This window comes from Rheinheimera pleomorphica, from assembly GCF_011634895.1.
GTDB classification, from domain to species: domain Bacteria; phylum Pseudomonadota; class Gammaproteobacteria; order Enterobacterales; family Alteromonadaceae; genus Alishewanella; species Alishewanella pleomorphica.
The window spans coordinates 817,727-832,000 of sequence record NZ_SIRR01000008.1 but is presented as its reverse complement, the minus strand read 5'-3'; the positions used below and the strand labels follow the sequence as shown (position 1 = coordinate 832,000).

General features: G+C 50.9%; 13 protein-coding genes. 8 read left to right on the top strand and 5 right to left on the bottom strand.

What is annotated here, in order from left to right:
* Positions 1 to 125: 125 nt before the first annotated feature.
* From EYB30_RS12990 to EYB30_RS12980, 3 genes are all read left to right on the top strand, one after another.
* The gene (locus EYB30_RS12990; RefSeq protein WP_166839322.1) at positions 126 to 830 is read left to right on the top strand and encodes a hypothetical protein; all 705 of its coding nucleotides are present in this window, start codon (positions 126 to 128) and stop codon (positions 828 to 830) included.
* The gene (locus tag EYB30_RS12985) at positions 815 to 1,444 is read left to right on the top strand and encodes a hypothetical protein (protein ID WP_166839321.1); all 630 of its coding nucleotides are present in this window, start codon (positions 815 to 817) and stop codon (positions 1,442 to 1,444) included. The genes EYB30_RS12990 and EYB30_RS12985 overlap by 16 nt, the downstream gene beginning before the upstream one ends.
* 74 nt (positions 1,445 to 1,518) lie before the next feature.
* Positions 1,519 to 2,217: a hypothetical protein gene (locus tag EYB30_RS12980; protein ID WP_166839320.1), complete on the top strand. Its 699-nt coding sequence runs from the start codon at positions 1,519 to 1,521 to the stop codon at positions 2,215 to 2,217.
* Positions 2,218 to 2,327: 110 nt separating this feature from the next.
* Here EYB30_RS12980 and EYB30_RS12975 read toward each other — a convergent pair whose 3' ends face one another.
* The 5 genes from EYB30_RS12975 to EYB30_RS12955 all read right to left on the bottom strand — a co-directional run bounded on the left by EYB30_RS12975 (position 2,328) and on the right by EYB30_RS12955 (position 8,470).
* Positions 2,328 to 3,074 (bottom strand): TrmH family RNA methyltransferase, encoded by a 747-nt coding sequence (locus tag EYB30_RS12975; protein WP_166839319.1) that lies wholly within the window; start codon positions 3,072 to 3,074, stop codon positions 2,328 to 2,330.
* On the bottom strand, positions 3,071 to 4,720 hold the full coding sequence (locus tag EYB30_RS12970; RefSeq protein WP_166839318.1) for an amidohydrolase: 1,650 nt from the start codon (positions 4,718 to 4,720) through the stop codon (positions 3,071 to 3,073). The genes EYB30_RS12975 and EYB30_RS12970 overlap by 4 nt, the downstream gene beginning before the upstream one ends.
* Before the next feature lie 107 nt (positions 4,721 to 4,827).
* On the bottom strand, positions 4,828 to 5,865 hold the full coding sequence (locus EYB30_RS12965; protein WP_166839317.1) for a M48 family metallopeptidase: 1,038 nt from the start codon (positions 5,863 to 5,865) through the stop codon (positions 4,828 to 4,830).
* Entirely contained in the window at positions 5,865 to 6,950 is a 1,086-nt protein-coding gene (locus EYB30_RS12960; RefSeq protein WP_166839316.1) for a YjgN family protein, read from the bottom strand. The genes EYB30_RS12965 and EYB30_RS12960 overlap by 1 nt, the downstream gene beginning before the upstream one ends.
* A gap of 140 nt (positions 6,951 to 7,090) precedes the next feature.
* Positions 7,091 to 8,470, bottom strand: coding sequence for a class II fumarate hydratase (locus EYB30_RS12955; protein ID WP_166839315.1), 1,380 nt, complete (start codon positions 8,468 to 8,470; stop codon positions 7,091 to 7,093).
* Between the two features lie 334 nt (positions 8,471 to 8,804).
* Here EYB30_RS12955 and EYB30_RS12950 point away from each other — a divergent pair, with 334 nt between their 5' ends.
* Genes EYB30_RS12950 through EYB30_RS12930 form a run of 5 tightly spaced genes read left to right on the top strand, consistent with a single transcriptional unit; the run spans position 8,805 to position 14,272 of the window.
* Positions 8,805 to 11,600: a monovalent cation/H+ antiporter subunit A gene (locus EYB30_RS12950; protein ID WP_166839314.1), complete on the top strand. Its 2,796-nt coding sequence runs from the start codon at positions 8,805 to 8,807 to the stop codon at positions 11,598 to 11,600.
* Positions 11,600 to 11,953, top strand: a complete 354-nt coding sequence (locus EYB30_RS12945) for a Na+/H+ antiporter subunit C (RefSeq protein WP_166839313.1) — start codon at positions 11,600 to 11,602, stop codon at positions 11,951 to 11,953. Before EYB30_RS12950 ends, EYB30_RS12945 begins: the two co-directional genes overlap by 1 nt.
* Complete coding sequence (locus tag EYB30_RS12940; RefSeq protein ID WP_166839312.1) at positions 11,953 to 13,476, top strand: monovalent cation/H+ antiporter subunit D; 1,524 nt, start codon at positions 11,953 to 11,955, stop codon at positions 13,474 to 13,476. The genes EYB30_RS12945 and EYB30_RS12940 overlap by 1 nt, the downstream gene beginning before the upstream one ends.
* Positions 13,473 to 14,009 carry a Na+/H+ antiporter subunit E gene (locus EYB30_RS12935; protein ID WP_166839311.1) on the top strand — a complete coding sequence of 179 codons (537 nt, stop codon included), beginning with the start codon at positions 13,473 to 13,475 and terminating at the stop codon, positions 14,007 to 14,009. Before EYB30_RS12940 ends, EYB30_RS12935 begins: the two co-directional genes overlap by 4 nt.
* Positions 14,003 to 14,272 carry a K+/H+ antiporter subunit F gene (locus EYB30_RS12930; RefSeq protein WP_166839310.1) on the top strand — a complete coding sequence of 90 codons (270 nt, stop codon included), beginning with the start codon at positions 14,003 to 14,005 and terminating at the stop codon, positions 14,270 to 14,272. Before EYB30_RS12935 ends, EYB30_RS12930 begins: the two co-directional genes overlap by 7 nt.
* Positions 14,273 to 14,274: the final 2 nt, after the last annotated feature.

The window sequence follows — 14,274 nt, the reverse complement described above, 5'->3', positions numbered from 1 at the left end:
CAAATACAGTATGGCTCTGGCTGCAAAGCTAACCCACGTTCCTGGAGGTCAGCACCTCGTGGGGAGTCATTATGTCTATGTGATAAAGATAATCAGTAAATAGGGAATAGAAGGTCGGACATAAAATGAAAGCTCATCTTAAAATACTAATTCTTCTATTGTTGTTTAACTTCCAGAATAACTTGCAAGCTGGCAATTTAGATATAACCGAACTTAATCGTGAGTATCTATCAAAGCTTGCCCAAGTCGAGAAGCGATTATCACAGGCACAATCTACATTGCCTATCGTTACTGTACGCACTAACGTGTCATTTAAATATCCATTTGGTAAAGAGGTGCATGGCTGGCGCAGATCAGATGTGGTTAACCAAAGAACCAGCATAAAAAAGCAACTTATTAGTTCTCTTGATCGTGAGGAGTACCAAGGAATGCGATCATATGTGAATAAATATTTCCCTGACAATCAATCAATTTTTTCTAGAGATGGTGTTGTTCCGGCTGATGCAGGAAACCCATTCGATGACATTTCTATATTTTTACAAAAATTACACTCAGAGCGAGGCCTTTCAAGAGATATAACCATTCAAACAAAACCTGAAAATGCTGTTTTTCGCATAAGACCCACTACTGGTGGACGAGAACGATCAACAACATCGAACTCTAATATCAATGGCATATATCGTGGTTTGTACACTTACTCCATAACGAGAGCTGGATATAAACCAATAAATGAGACCTTGAACCTCGTGGATGAGCAAGTGAGTCTCCTTGACTGTCAATTACATAAAACCAGCGAAGCTGAAGGCCCTAACCCATGCAAGCGCCAGTAGATAATACTAATAAACCTAAACCACCAACTAAGATAGCAAATGACTTTGTTCGTTATTTAGTGGGATTTGGTGTTGGGGTGGCTATTGGATTGGCACCATACTTGGGTGTTTTAGATATCCCTTTATTCACCCCGCTTCTTTCATTAATTCCTGCAACATTGCAGGATACAGTGATTCCTCTCTCTGCAGCGATAATGGGAGTAGTTGCTGTGGTAATAGAATGGTATGGAAGAGAAAGAATTACCCTTGTATGGCTGCGCAAAATGTTCAATCGCACTTTAATCATTGCATTAAGCGCGTTCTTGATTTTGATTTCAATACACACATTATATGTAGTGCGTATCCCAATAGATGGGGCCTCTGATGCCGTTTCATTTGTGGTGGGATTAGAACGCCCACTTCGTGAGCCGTGCACAGAGAATATTTCCGATGCGGAGTGCATCAAGCTATTAACGTTTGATCCTTCACTGGTTTCATCATTTTGGGGAGATCGCTCAATAAGAACGGCAAGTCTCATGCTAATGCTCGCTTATTTGGTTTTTACAAGCACATTTGGTTCTTTAGTAGGATTGGTGCTACTAAGGAATCGACGTAAAGATAGCACAAACACATAACAACTCAGCACAGTCCGACGCGCTAACGCGCGCGGCTGGCTTCAAACGTTCAATGCAGGCGAAGGAGAAAGCTATTGAAAAGAGAATCTAGCGTCAATGAGTTGATAGCAGAGTCAGAAGAGCTTCTCGCTGTTATTGATAGCATATATCGCAATGCCGAGAAAACAGAGGACATTGTAGGAGTCGCCAAGCCAAAGGTCAAAAGTTGCTTGGAGCATTTGAGAAGTTCACTTGAGTATATTGCTCAGGACTTATCAGAATTTACTGGGTCATCCAATACTCCCAAAAATGTATATTTCCCGTACGGAAAAGATAAAAGCATATTCACGAAATCTTTAAACAAAAATTTGCCGGATTTAGAAAAAGAATTCAGGGATAAAATTGAATCTATACAACCGTACACTTGTGATGATCGTTGGTTGATTCACCTGTGTAAAGTGACAAATGACCACAAACATGATCAATTACAAGAGCAGACCCGAGTAAATAGCCCAGAGTCAATGACGGTGTTAGGTGGAGGTGCCGCGGCTGTTGATGGTACAGGGAAGATATATATGGGCGGCGCAACTATCAATGGAATAAAAATGCCAGAAGATTATGTGCTTACTGCTGATAAAGCCGTAAGCGACCTGCAGCAAGGGCACTCAGTCTCGGTAGAAAGAAAATACGAGTGGGTTAAGTTCGTGATTAAGGGTACAGATATAGATGTCCTTGATCTGCTAAAAAGATCGCACAGTAATATCCGAGACTTCTCACGTGCAATCTACGAGTGATGTAGATACAGCTAAGAAAGCGCTGCTGTCGGACAAATTTTCCGCTGCGCTCCAAAATTGCCGCAGAGCGCGACGTTAGCGCCAACTGTTGGCTGTCATTACCGCTAATACTACTGACTAAGCCTTAGCAAATTATCGCAGATCACTGCTGCCGCTATACCCACATTCAGTGACTCTGCCTCACCAAAAGCCGGGATGGTGATTCTGCGGCTGATAACCTGTTCTAACTCTGCGCTGATACCATTGGCTTCGTTGCCCAGCACGATAAAACCGCCTGAGTGGTTAAGCTTGAGCTGATGCACCGATTCACCACCTAAATATGCGCCATACACCGGCAATGTGCTGTGTGCCAGCAGTGGTTGCAGTGGCTGATAATGCAGCTGCACCCGCAAAAACGAGCCTTTGGCGGCGGCGATGACCTTGGGGTTGTAGCAGTCGGCGGTATCCGGTGAGCAAACAATATGCTTAATGCCGTACCAGTCGGCAATGCGGATAATGGTACCGAGATTGCCCGGGTCGTTAATTTGATCCAACACCAGCACAAAGCCGTGGCTATGCGCTACAAAATCGCTGTGGGCTGGCATTTTTACTACTGCCAGCGCGGCGTCGTTGCTGTTAAAGGTGCCTACTTTTACCAGTTCATCACTGCTGCATTGTTGCACCAGTGCGGCTGCTTTTACCTGCTGCGGATATTGCTGTAAGAACCTTTCTGTCGCGAACACCGCATCAACCTGCCAGTTTGAGGCCAGCAGTTCTAATACCGCCTTTTCGCCTTCAACAAAAAACTGTTGTTCGGCTTTGCGGTACTTTTTTTGCTGCAAGGAGCGGATTAACTTGCTCCATTTCTGGCTAATCATTTGGCGAATACCTGCTTACCGTTAACATACGTTTGCTCTACTTCTACCCGCCACAGCTGCTCGGACGGGATTTGATAAATGTCACGGTCGACCAGGATAAAGTCAGCCCAGCTGCCTGGCGCCAGTGTACCCATGCTGTTGTCCTGAAAGGCGCCGTAAGCGGCATCGACAGTAAAAGAGCGTAGCGCTTCGGTTAAGCTAAGCTTTTGCTCGGGCAGCCAGCCGCCCACCGGTTGATTATCCTGGCTTTGGCGGGTGACGGAGGCATGAATACCGTGAAAAGCATTGGCCAGCTCAACCGGAAAGTCTGAGCCGCCAACAATAATGCTGCCCTGATCAATAAAGCTGCGCCAGGCATAGGCACCGCGCAGGCGCGCGACACCTAAGCGATCGCCGGCCATATTTTTATCGGAAGTGGCATGCACCGCCTGCATCGCCGGTAACACATGTAATTTGGCAAAGCGCGGAATGTCTTTTGGCGACACTATTTGTGCGTGTTCTATGCGGTGGCGGCTTTGCTGCCGCTTATCTTGCGGCACCAGCTGTTCAAAGCGGTCTAACACTAAGCGGTTGGCTAAATCGCCAATGGCATGCACATTGGTTTGAAAACCGGCCGCTATTGTCATTTGCATAATCTGCGTCAGTTTGTCCGGCGCTGTGACCAGCAGGCCTTTTTGTTCAGGCTTATCGCTGTAGGGTTCGATTAAAGCTGCACCACGGCTACCCAGGGCGCCATCGCCATAAATTTTAACCGAGCGGATATCCAGATAATCTGTCGGATCGTCAATAATGCCGGCTTCAAGCCACTGCGGCAGCTGTGGGTCGCGCGCCGATAACATCGGGTAAATCCGCATTGGCAGTTTTTGTTCGTCGGCCAGCTGCTGGTACAACTTTACGGTATCGCTATCAACCCCCGCGTCGTGCACGCTGGTAATGCCCAGCGCCAGTAAATGCGCAAAAGCGGCATTAAGGGCGCGTATTTTAGCGGCGTTGTCCGGCGTCGGGATATGCTGTTCAACCAGCAGCATAGCGTTGTCTATCAGTACACCGGTCGGGTTACCAGTGCTGTCGCGCACTATTTCGCCGCCCGGCGGGTCTATGCTGTCTTTGGTGATGCCAGCCAGCGCCAGGGCTTTGCTGTTAGCCCAGCCGGCGTGCGCATCTACCCGCTCCAGATACACTGGCTTGTCGCTAAGCACTTCATCCAGGCTGGCCGCTGTTGGAAACGTATTGGTTGGCCATAGCACCTGGTTCCAGCCGCGGCCGACAATCCAGGGCGCCTCTTTATTGCTGGCGGCGAAAGTGGCCACCCGTGCAACGGCCTCTTGCTCACTGCTGCTGCCGCGCAGTTCAACCTGCGCCAGGTTTTGTCCCAGCCCCAGCACATGGCCGTGGCCATCAATTAAGCCCGGTAACAACGTTTTACCCTGGCCGTTTAGCTGGGCTGCACCGGGGTATTGTGCCGCGACGCTGCTATCGCCCCGTGCCAGCACCTTGCCGCTGGCATCGTCAAATACCAGCACGCTGAATTGCTGCAATTGGCGCTGGTCGTTAAAGCCATAACCACTGATATTAGTGACAACAACAGGCGCGGCCTGAAGGCCGGCAGTAAAGATGGCGCAAGCTAAACTGGCAAGACGAAACATAGCTGGTGTTCCCTGAATGAAGTTGCCAGAACTATAACAATAAAACCGCTAACAAGAAAATGGCGCCAGTGTGGTTGGCGCCATGATGATGGTTAAGCCGCGGTGGTTTATGGCTGAGTGGCCTGCTCTATCCGCTCGCGGGTGTCGGGGTGGGTGCTTAGGTATTTAAGCAGTGAACTTGTGGTGTCGGCCTCATCACTGTGTTTTGCCAGTAAGGCTGACATCGCATCGGCAAAGGCTTGTGGTGATTTACCCAGTTCGGTCAGTTTGGCAATAGCAAACTGATCGGCTTCGCGTTCCATATCGCGGGAAAAGGCATTTTGCAGCAATACTGAACCGGAACCCAGCAACAGATCGGCCACGCCTTCGGGGTTACCAAACACGATACCAATTACCAGGGTCGCGCCCAGCGATTGGGCAATAAGGCGCACACTGTGCTGGCCTTCAACATGGCCAATTTCATGCAGCAATACCGCCAGGATGGCATCCGGGTTATCTTTTAACAGGCTGACTAGCTGGTCTGTCATCACCACAGTGCCGTCAGGCAGGGCAAAGGCATTGGCACCGAAAAAGTCTGACTTAAATAAATGCAGCCGGTACTCTTGCTGCTCCAGTTGCAATTGTTGCAGTGCCATTTGCCAGTGATAGCGCACCATAGCCTGTTCTGCGGCCGGCAGTTCAGTTGGCGCTAATGCCGTTTGCTGCAGACTGTAAAAGGTCTGGCGCCCCATTTGCTGTTTAACACTGTCTGGCACCCATGGCACCGCCGCGCCGGCCAGCATTGGCATGAGATCAACGATGATCCACCATAGCAGCAGCGGCGATAGTACTATCGCCGCCAGAATGGACATTTTATGGCTTTCCAGCCGCTCAGCCATAGCGGCGCCTTTGCTTAGCTGTGGCCAGCGGTAGCGGCTGTCGTCCGGCACAAATACCGCGCCATCGCGTAACCGCAATTCGACCGGCAGCCCCGGGATCACCGAGCCAAAGCGGTAATCTGCCGGTGCTGCTTGTGCCAGCTGCTCGCCACTGCTGTGGCAGTGCACAGAGAGTTGGCCGTCTGAATCCAGCACAAGCTCGGCAGCATACAGGCTGCTGCTGCCGCTATGCTGAAACTGGCCGCGAACGGTAACTGAACCGGGCATCAGGCCAGTGACACATCAACGTCGAACAGGCCGGCTGCCTCTTCACCAAAGGCGTTGCTGTTTTGCTGGGCTTCATCGACCAGCGAGTTGATGCCAGGATAAACCGCAACAGTAGTGACCGACGCCATATAGGCGGCTTTGCGGATTTTTGCCCATGGATATGCCAAACCCAGAGTGACAATAATGGCCAGCAAATTGGTTAAGATTAACCACATAAATGGTATCACCTGCATTTCCGATTTGAATTTAGCCACGCCTGGCAATTCGGTGCGCTCAAACAGGTGGTTGCGGATCAGGCTTTGGTATACGGCACCGCTTAGGGCAAAGCCGACAAAATACACGGCGAACATTGCAATCGGCAGCAGCACGGCAACGGCACCCAGGGCGGCATCGCCATCAAATCCACTGCCAAAAGTGGCCGCGCTAATCATGCCGATAATAAAAGCGGCAATCGCAACGACAAAACCCAGACCAATCATAGCTGCCATCGCCAGTAAGGCGGCAATATAGTAGGAGCTGGTATCAGTGTTAATCTGCAGCTTTTTGCCGCCAAAGCTAATATTGCTGCACAGATAATGATCGATCTTTTTTAATGCCCATGGCATGGCCAGGTATAAGGTAAATACCGACAGCAGCGGCAACAAGACAAAATATTTTAGCGCGCCCAGATAGTCACCATGAAAGGCAAAGCGTACATTGCGGTAGCTGGTCATGCGCAGGTTAAATTTCAGGCTTTGTACGATAAGCCAGGGCGAGGCAAACATAAACGCCAGTGCCAGCAGCAACGCAAATACCGGCGATAAAGATGACAGTACAAAAAACAGGCCAAAAATAATCACCGCAATAATGCGGCCTTTTAAGATTTGCAGCGGCGTAGCCAGGTAACGAAACGGCTGTTGGTCAATGCGGGTATGGCCATAAAAATACTGATTAGTGCGCACCTTAGCCCAGGCACTGTAAATGCCCAGTGTGACGATGCTTAGCAGCAGGTTAACTATCCAGATCCCAAAAAACTCGCCGGCTTTGCCACTAAAAGCCACTTTATCTACCCGCGGCTGGGCCGGGGTTGTTATATTATTCTCCATAGTACAGCATCCCTATTGTTATGTTGGTGTAAAGCAAAAGCCGGATTATAGCGACAAGCCCCAGTGGTTTGGCAATGATTATTTATCAAGAGGTTAATAATAGTGGCTATTGAATATTCAATAGCCACTGTGGCCAGCGTTCACTTTATAATGCCGCCCGCGGCCAGCCGGGCCGGGTCCAGTAATTGCTGTAGCTGTTCTTTGCTGTAATCGGTGTGTTCCAGCGCGACGTCCAATACCGGTCGTTGCTGCTGATAAGCCTGTTTGGCGATCTCGGCGGCTTTAGCATAGCCAAGTAGCGGATTAAGGGCGGTAACTAAAATAGGATTACGCGCCAGCGCTTGGTTAATGTTGTCTTCGTGCACGGTAAAGCCGCTGATGGCCTGCTCCGCCAACGCTTTGCAGCCAGTGCTTAACAGCTCAATGCTTTGCAGCAAATTATGCGCCACCAGCGGCAGCATCACATTTAGCTCAAAATTACCTGACTGGCCAGCGATAGTGATACTGCTGTCATTACCCATCACCTGAGCGCAGATCATCGCCACCGCTTCGGGGATCACCGGATTAACCTTGCCCGGCATAATGGACGAGCCCGGTTGCAGCGCCGGTAAGCTGATTTCAGCCAGGCCAGCCAGCGGGCCTGAGTTCATCCAGCGTAAATCATTGCAAATTTTCAGCAGGCTAACGGCCAGGGTTTTCAGTGCGCCTGAAGCAGCAACGGCGGTGTCCTGCGTGGCGATGGCGCTGAAAAAGTTTTCTGCCGGGCGAAAATCTAGCCCGGTATTGTGGCTAAGCTGCTGGCAACATAAGCTGGCAAAACGCGGATCGGCATTAATGCCACTGCCCACAGCGGTGCCGCCCTGCGCCAGCTGTTGTAGTTGTTGCAGCTGTTGTTGTAACTGCAGCTCTGCATGCGCCAGTTGCGCCTGCCAGCCGCCCAGCACCTGGCTAAAGCTCACCGGCATTGCGTCCATTAAGTGGGTACGGCCGGTTTTGACAATATGACCAATTTGCTGGCTTTTGTTGATCAACACCGCCTGAGCCTGGCGTAGCGCTGGGATTAGCTGTTGCTGTATGGCCAAAGCCGCACTGACATGGATGGCGCTGGGGATGGTATCGTTACTGCTTTGCCCCAGGTTGACATGGTCATTGGGCTCAACCTTCTGTCCCAAGGCGCGGCTGGCCAGGGTCGCCAGCACTTCATTGACATTCATATTGCTGCTGGTGGCAGAGCCGGTTTGAAATACATCCAGCGGGTAGTGCTGCATATCCGTATTGGCCAGCTGAGCTGTGGCAGCATCGATAATGGCCGTGGCCACTGTGCTATCGAGTAAACCCAGTTGCTGATTGGCTTGCGCCGCCGCCTTTTTTATCTGCAACAGGGCCTGAATAAAGCGCAGCGGCAGACGCAGATTACTGAGTTGAAAATTCTCCACAGCGCGTTGGGTTTGTGCCTGATACAACGCTGCATCCGGCACTTGCAACTCTCCCATGCTGTCGCGTTCGGTACGAGTGGTCATATTTGCTCCCGCAGGTCGTTGGTGTCAGTTATTAGTTGTAATCGCTTTGTGGTATCGATGCCAGTCAAGCGTGCGATAAATACAACACTGGGCACGTTAAAACACTGGGCTTAAGCCTATGAGCGCAGTGGCATTAATAGACTTTTTTCACGGATACCGGTATAAATACCGCCATTGCACCAGACAATCTGATTTTTCAGCCCGCCCATGTTGTAAAGGCATTCTGTCTTCTATGCTTAGCTAACTGCCTATGGATATCAACAACTTAATCAGTAGGGTGAAAGGCAGGCTGAAAGCTCGGTTAGGTTAACTCTGAAAAGGATATGCGACAGCTATGACACTCTTGTGGATTTTACTTCTGCCGCTATTGGGAAGCCTGGTTCCTGTGTTCACTGCCAGATGGAACCGCAGCGCCTGTGCCCTGGCAACAGCTTTACCGCCAGCGTTTGCCTTAATGTTGCTGTTGTATCATGCCGACGCCATATTGGCTGGCGGCAGTGTGCGGTTTTTTCAGCCGTGGATCCCACTGCTGGGGCTGGATATCACTCTCATACTGGATGGCCTGGCGTTTTTGTTTGCGCTGTTGATCCTCGGTATTGGCCTGCTGATTATTTTGTACGCGCGTTACTATTTAGCGCCGCGTGATTCCATGCCGCGTTTTTACGCCTATTTAATGCTGTTTATGACCGCCATGCTGGGAATCGTGCTGTCGGGTAACCTGTTACAGCTATGGTTGTTCTGGGAGCTGACCAGTATTAGCTCATTTTTATTAATCAGTTTCTGGTGGCATAAAGCGGAAGCGCGACGCGGCGCCCGTATGGCGCTGACGGTAACCGGTGCTGGTGGTTTGGCGTTGCTGGCGGCTTTTTTACTGATCGGCCAGCTGGTTGGCAGTTATGATTTACAGCAGGTGCTGGCCAGTGCCGAGCTTATTCAACAACATGCCTGGTATCCGCTGATCCTGGTGTTGTTTTTGCTGGGCTGTTTTACCAAGTCGGCGCAGTTTCCGTTTCACTTCTGGCTGCCCAATGCGATGGCCGCGCCAACACCGGTAAGTGCTTACTTACACTCTGCCACTATGGTTAAAGCCGGCATTTTCTTACTGGCACGCTTTTATCCGGCGCTGTCCGGCACAGAATTGTGGTTTGTGCTGGTGAGCATTACCGGTTTGGCTACCTTACTGATTGGCGCTTATCTGGCGCTGTTTAAACACGATTTAAAAGGCTTGCTGGCGTATTCCACCATCAGCCATCTGGGCCTGATCACGTTGCTATTCGGTATGGGCACGGATCTGGCCGCTGTGGCGGGGTTATTTCATATTATCAACCACGCGACGTTTAAAGCCTCGTTATTTATGGCCGCCGGTATTATTGACCATGAATCCGGCTCGCGCGATATGCGCAAACTCAATGGCTTATGGCAATTTATGCCAATAACGGCCACGCTGGCGATGGTGGCGGCGGCGGCAATGGCCGGTGTGCCGCTGTTAAACGGCTTTTTATCGAAAGAAATGTTCTTTGCTGAAACCCTGCACCAGCATTTGCTGGGGTCTTTGTCCTGGGTGATCCCGGTACTGGCTACCGTGGCAGGCGTGTTCTCAGTGGCGTATTCGATGCGCTTTATTCACGATGTGTTTTTTAACGGCCAGCCTAAAGGCCTCACTAAAACGCCACACGAACCGCCACGTTATATGCGGGTGCCGGTTGAAGTGCTGGTAGCGCTGTGTATTTTGGTAGGCTTGTTTCCGGGCTATTTGATTGGTGACTTGTTACAGGCGGCATCGCAAGCGGTATTGCCAGGTGAGGTGCCGTACTACAGCCTGGCTATCTGGCATGGCTTTAATTTGCCCTTGCTAATGAGTGTGCTGGCATTGGTTGGTGGTACCCTGATCTACGTTAATCGTAAACACTTGTTTGATTTTCAGAATACCTTGCCTGATGTCGATGCGCTCAACAGCTTTGAGCGCGGTGTTAAGCAGTTTGCCGAGCGCTGCAGTCAGCTGTATCAGTGGCTGGATAGTGGCTCACTACAGCGTTATATGACCCTGACCTTACTGAGCTTTATTCTGCTGGCGGGCTTACCGCTAACCGATTTAGTGACGCTGTGGGGCGGCCGGGCCGAACTGCCGATAGATGCCGTTAACGCCACCGGTGCGACTATGCTGTTAATTGCGGCCTTTGCCACTGTGGTGTGGCACCGAAAACGGGTAGTGGCCTTGTTGATGATCTCTGTGGTTGGCTTGATGGTGTCTATTGCCTTTACCCGCTTCTCGGCACCGGATTTGGCGCTGACGCAGTTATCGGTAGAAGTGGTGACCATTATTCTGCTGATGTTGGCACTGTTTTTCCTGCCACATAAAACGCCGAAACAGTCTGAGTCGTCCCGCGTGGTGCGTGATCTCAGTGTGGCCAGTATGGTCGGCGTCATTGTGGGTAGCTTAAGTTATGCTTTGATGACGCGGCCGTTTAACAGCATTTCTGATTTCTTTATAACCAATGCCAAAACCGGTGGTGGTGGCACTAACGTGGTCAACGTGATACTGGTGGATTTTCGTGGTTTTGACACCTTAGGCGAAATAACCGTGCTGGGCATTGCCTCACTGGGTATTTTTAAGTTGTTAACCCGTATTCCGTTATTTAAACCCAGTAGTGATGGTGACGGTCGGCCCTGGGCGCTGGAGCGCCATTCGTTACTGTTATCGACCGTATCACAAAGCTTATTGCCGCTGGCGGTAATGGTGTCTATTTATATCTTCTTCCGCGGCCACAATTTACCCGGCGGTGGTTTTATTGCCGGCCTGGTCACCGCTGTGGCGATTATTCTGCAGTATATTGCCCAGGGCGTAGATTGGGTAAAAGCCCGAATGAATGTGGAATATCAGCGCGTAGTGGCAGTGGGGTTATTAATTGCTTTAGCCACCGGCGCCGCAAGCTGGCTATTTAACCGGCCGTTTTTAACCTCCTGGTTTGATTATTTTGATCTGCCGGTACTGGGTAAGCTGGAGTTAGCCAGTGCCATTGCTTTTGACCTGGGCGTTTATGTCACGGTTGTAGGCTCGACCTTACTTATTCTGGCCAGCCTGGGCAAAATGACGACGTCACACCGGCCGGTACACAAGGAGACGATCTGATGGAAACCCTGGTAGCCTGTTGTATTGGTTTTCTGACCGCCTGTGGCATTTTTCTGATGTTACGCGGTCGCACCTTCCCGGTGATGCTGGGGCTGACCATGCTGTCTTACGCGGTTAATCTGTTTATTTTTACGTCGGGGCGCTTAACCTTACGTGGCGCTGCGGTGCTGGGCACCAGTGAGCAATATGCCGATCCTCTGCCGCAGGCGCTGGTATTAACGGCCATTGTGATCGGCTTTGCCATGACCGCTTTTCTGGTGATCCTGGCGATACGGGCGCGGGCTGATTTGGGCAATGATCATGTGGACGGCAAATTACCGGATGCCGATGTTGTTAGAAAGGAGAGCCGTTAATGTGGCATTTAATTACTGCGCCGGTGTTACTGCCTATGCTAACGGCGTTGCTTATCATGCTTCCGCCGATCCATTACTCGCCAATGCGCCGGCGCTGGGTCAGTATGATATCCAGTGCCATACAGCTGGTGCTGGTGGTCAGCCTGTTAATGCAGGTGCAGCAACAGGGCTTAATTCATTATGCCATTGGTAACTGGCAGGCGCCTTTTGGCATCATACTGGTGGCTGATACGCTATCGGTGTTGCTGGTGTGTTTAACGTCTTTTCTGGCATTGGGCGCAATATGCTATGGCAGTGCCGGTGAAGATGAGAAAGGCTCGTTTTTCCATCCGTTGTTTCAGTTTCAAATTATGGGTATTAACGGCGCCTTTTTAACCGGCGACTTGTTTAACCTGTTTGTCTTCTTTGAAGTACTGCTGATTGCCTCTTATGCGCTATTAATCCATGCCGGTGGCAAAAATAAAACCAAAGCGGCGGTGCACTATGTGGTGTTGAACCTGACCGGCTCGGCAATTTTTCTGATTGCACTGGCCGTACTGTATGGCACTTTAGGTACGCTAAATATTGCTGATATGGCAGAAAAAGTCGCCTTGCTGCCAGCCGATGACCTGATGCTGGTGAAATCCGGCGGCTTGATGCTAATGATAGTGTTTGCCCTAAAAGCGGCGGTGTTACCGCTGCAGTTTTGGCTGCCGGCCACGTATGCCTCAGCGTCTGCGCCAGTGGCAGCCTTGTTTGCCGTGATGACCAAAATAGGTGTCTATGCCCTGTTACGGGTGTATACCACCATTTTTGGTGCAAATGCCGGTGAGCTAAGTGGTATTGCTGCCGACTGGTTGTTACCCGCCGGTTTGGCCACGATAGCGTTGGGGGCTGTTGGTGTTATGGCCAGCCAGGATTTTCGTAAACTGGTGGCTAATCTGGTGTTGTTATCCGTGGGTACCCTGGTCAGTCTGGTCGCGCTGCACACCGAGCTCTCCGCCGCTGCGGCTATCTATTACACCGTACATTCGACGCTGGTGACCGCTGCGTTATTTCTGATTGCCGATCTCATCGCCAGTCAGCGCGGTAAAGCCGGTGATCGGCTGGTGTCTGGCCGGCGGGTGGCACAGCCGGTACTACTGGGTTTTATGTTTATGTTAGGCGCTTTAACGGTGGCCGGGTTACCGCCGTTTTCCGGTTTTGTCGGCAAGCTGATGCTGTTGCAGGCGGTAACAGAGCCCGGCAGTCGCATTGCTATCTGGAGTCTGGTGCTGCTTAGCAGTTTGCTGGTGATCATTGGCTTGTCCCGCGCCGGTAGCACCTTGTTCTGGCGGATCAGCGGCAGTGATACTGCTGGCGAGAAAGCTGCACCGCTACAAATTTTTGCCGTGTGCTGGCTATTGTTGGCAAGCCCGTTACTGGTGATTTTTGCCGGGCCCTTTACCGAGTTATCACAGCAGGCGGCAGAGCAACTGTATGATACCCGCAGCGCCATCAACACCATTTTGCATAGTGGCGTAGTCGAAGGAGGCAAGCAATGAGGTTTAAACCGAAGTTTGGCTGGTTACCCACGCCTTATCGCAGTGTGCTGTTGTTTATTGTCTGGTTGTTACTAAACCAGAGTATTGAAGCCGTGCATTTGTTTTTTGCTGCCGTGCTGGCCGTTGTCATTCCGCTGCTGACCTTGCGCTTTCGTGACCCGCAGCCATTAATTGAGCGGCCATTACTGGCACTGCGCTATATTCTGCGCGTATTTGCCGATATTGTTACGGCAAATGCGCAGGTGGCAGTGCTTATTTTAGGGCCGAAGCGGCGGTTAAATCCGGCTTTTGTCAGGGTGCCACTGGATTTGCAGCATGAGTTGCCGATTACTATCCTCGCCAGTACGGTGTCGATGACGCCGGGCACGGTTAGTGCAGAAATTTATCCCAGTGCCGAGCTTATCCCCGCCGGTGAGCCCATGCCGCAGCGCTGGTTGTTAATTCATGTGCTGAATATGACGGATGAAGCAGAGCTAATTGCCTCAATAAAGCAGCGCTATGAAGCCCCATTGAAGGAGATTTTTCAATGTTAGACAAGGTTATTATGCTGGTGTTCGCCATGATAAGCGTAGCTTTGCTGCTGAATTTATGGCGGCTGCTGCGTGGCCCCAGTCTGCCGGATCGCATTCTGGCGCTGGATACCATGTACATTAACAGTATCGCCTTGATTATTCTGTACGGCTTACTGATGGGCTCGCCGTTGTATTTTGAAGCGGCCTTATTGATCGCCATGCTAGGCTTTGTCAGCACGGTTGCCGTGTGCAAGTTCTTGCTGCGCGGCGATATTATTGAGTAGGA

Bases quoted from the DNA above. Each gene is read 5' to 3' on its own strand.
- EYB30_RS12990 (WP_166839322.1), top strand. From the start codon at position 126: ATGAAAGCTCATCTTAAAATACTAATTCTTCTATTGTTGTTTAACTTC.
- EYB30_RS12985 (WP_166839321.1), top strand. From the start codon at position 815: ATGCAAGCGCCAGTAGATAATACTAATAAACCTAAACCACCAACTAAG.
- EYB30_RS12975 (WP_166839319.1), bottom strand. From the start codon at position 3,074: ATGATTAGCCAGAAATGGAGCAAGTTAATCCGCTCCTTGCAGCAAAAA.
- EYB30_RS12970 (WP_166839318.1), bottom strand. From the start codon at position 4,720: ATGTTTCGTCTTGCCAGTTTAGCTTGCGCCATCTTTACTGCCGGCCTT.
- EYB30_RS12965 (WP_166839317.1), bottom strand. From the start codon at position 5,865: ATGCCCGGTTCAGTTACCGTTCGCGGCCAGTTTCAGCATAGCGGCAGC.
- EYB30_RS12960 (WP_166839316.1), bottom strand. From the start codon at position 6,950: ATGGAGAATAATATAACAACCCCGGCCCAGCCGCGGGTAGATAAAGTG.
- EYB30_RS12955 (WP_166839315.1), bottom strand. From the start codon at position 8,470: ATGACCACTCGTACCGAACGCGACAGCATGGGAGAGTTGCAAGTGCCG.
- EYB30_RS12950 (WP_166839314.1), top strand. From the start codon at position 8,805: ATGACACTCTTGTGGATTTTACTTCTGCCGCTATTGGGAAGCCTGGTT.
- EYB30_RS12945 (WP_166839313.1), top strand. From the start codon at position 11,600: ATGGAAACCCTGGTAGCCTGTTGTATTGGTTTTCTGACCGCCTGTGGC.
- EYB30_RS12940 (WP_166839312.1), top strand. From the start codon at position 11,953: ATGTGGCATTTAATTACTGCGCCGGTGTTACTGCCTATGCTAACGGCG.
- EYB30_RS12935 (WP_166839311.1), top strand. From the start codon at position 13,473: ATGAGGTTTAAACCGAAGTTTGGCTGGTTACCCACGCCTTATCGCAGT.
- EYB30_RS12930 (WP_166839310.1), top strand. From the start codon at position 14,003: ATGTTAGACAAGGTTATTATGCTGGTGTTCGCCATGATAAGCGTAGCT.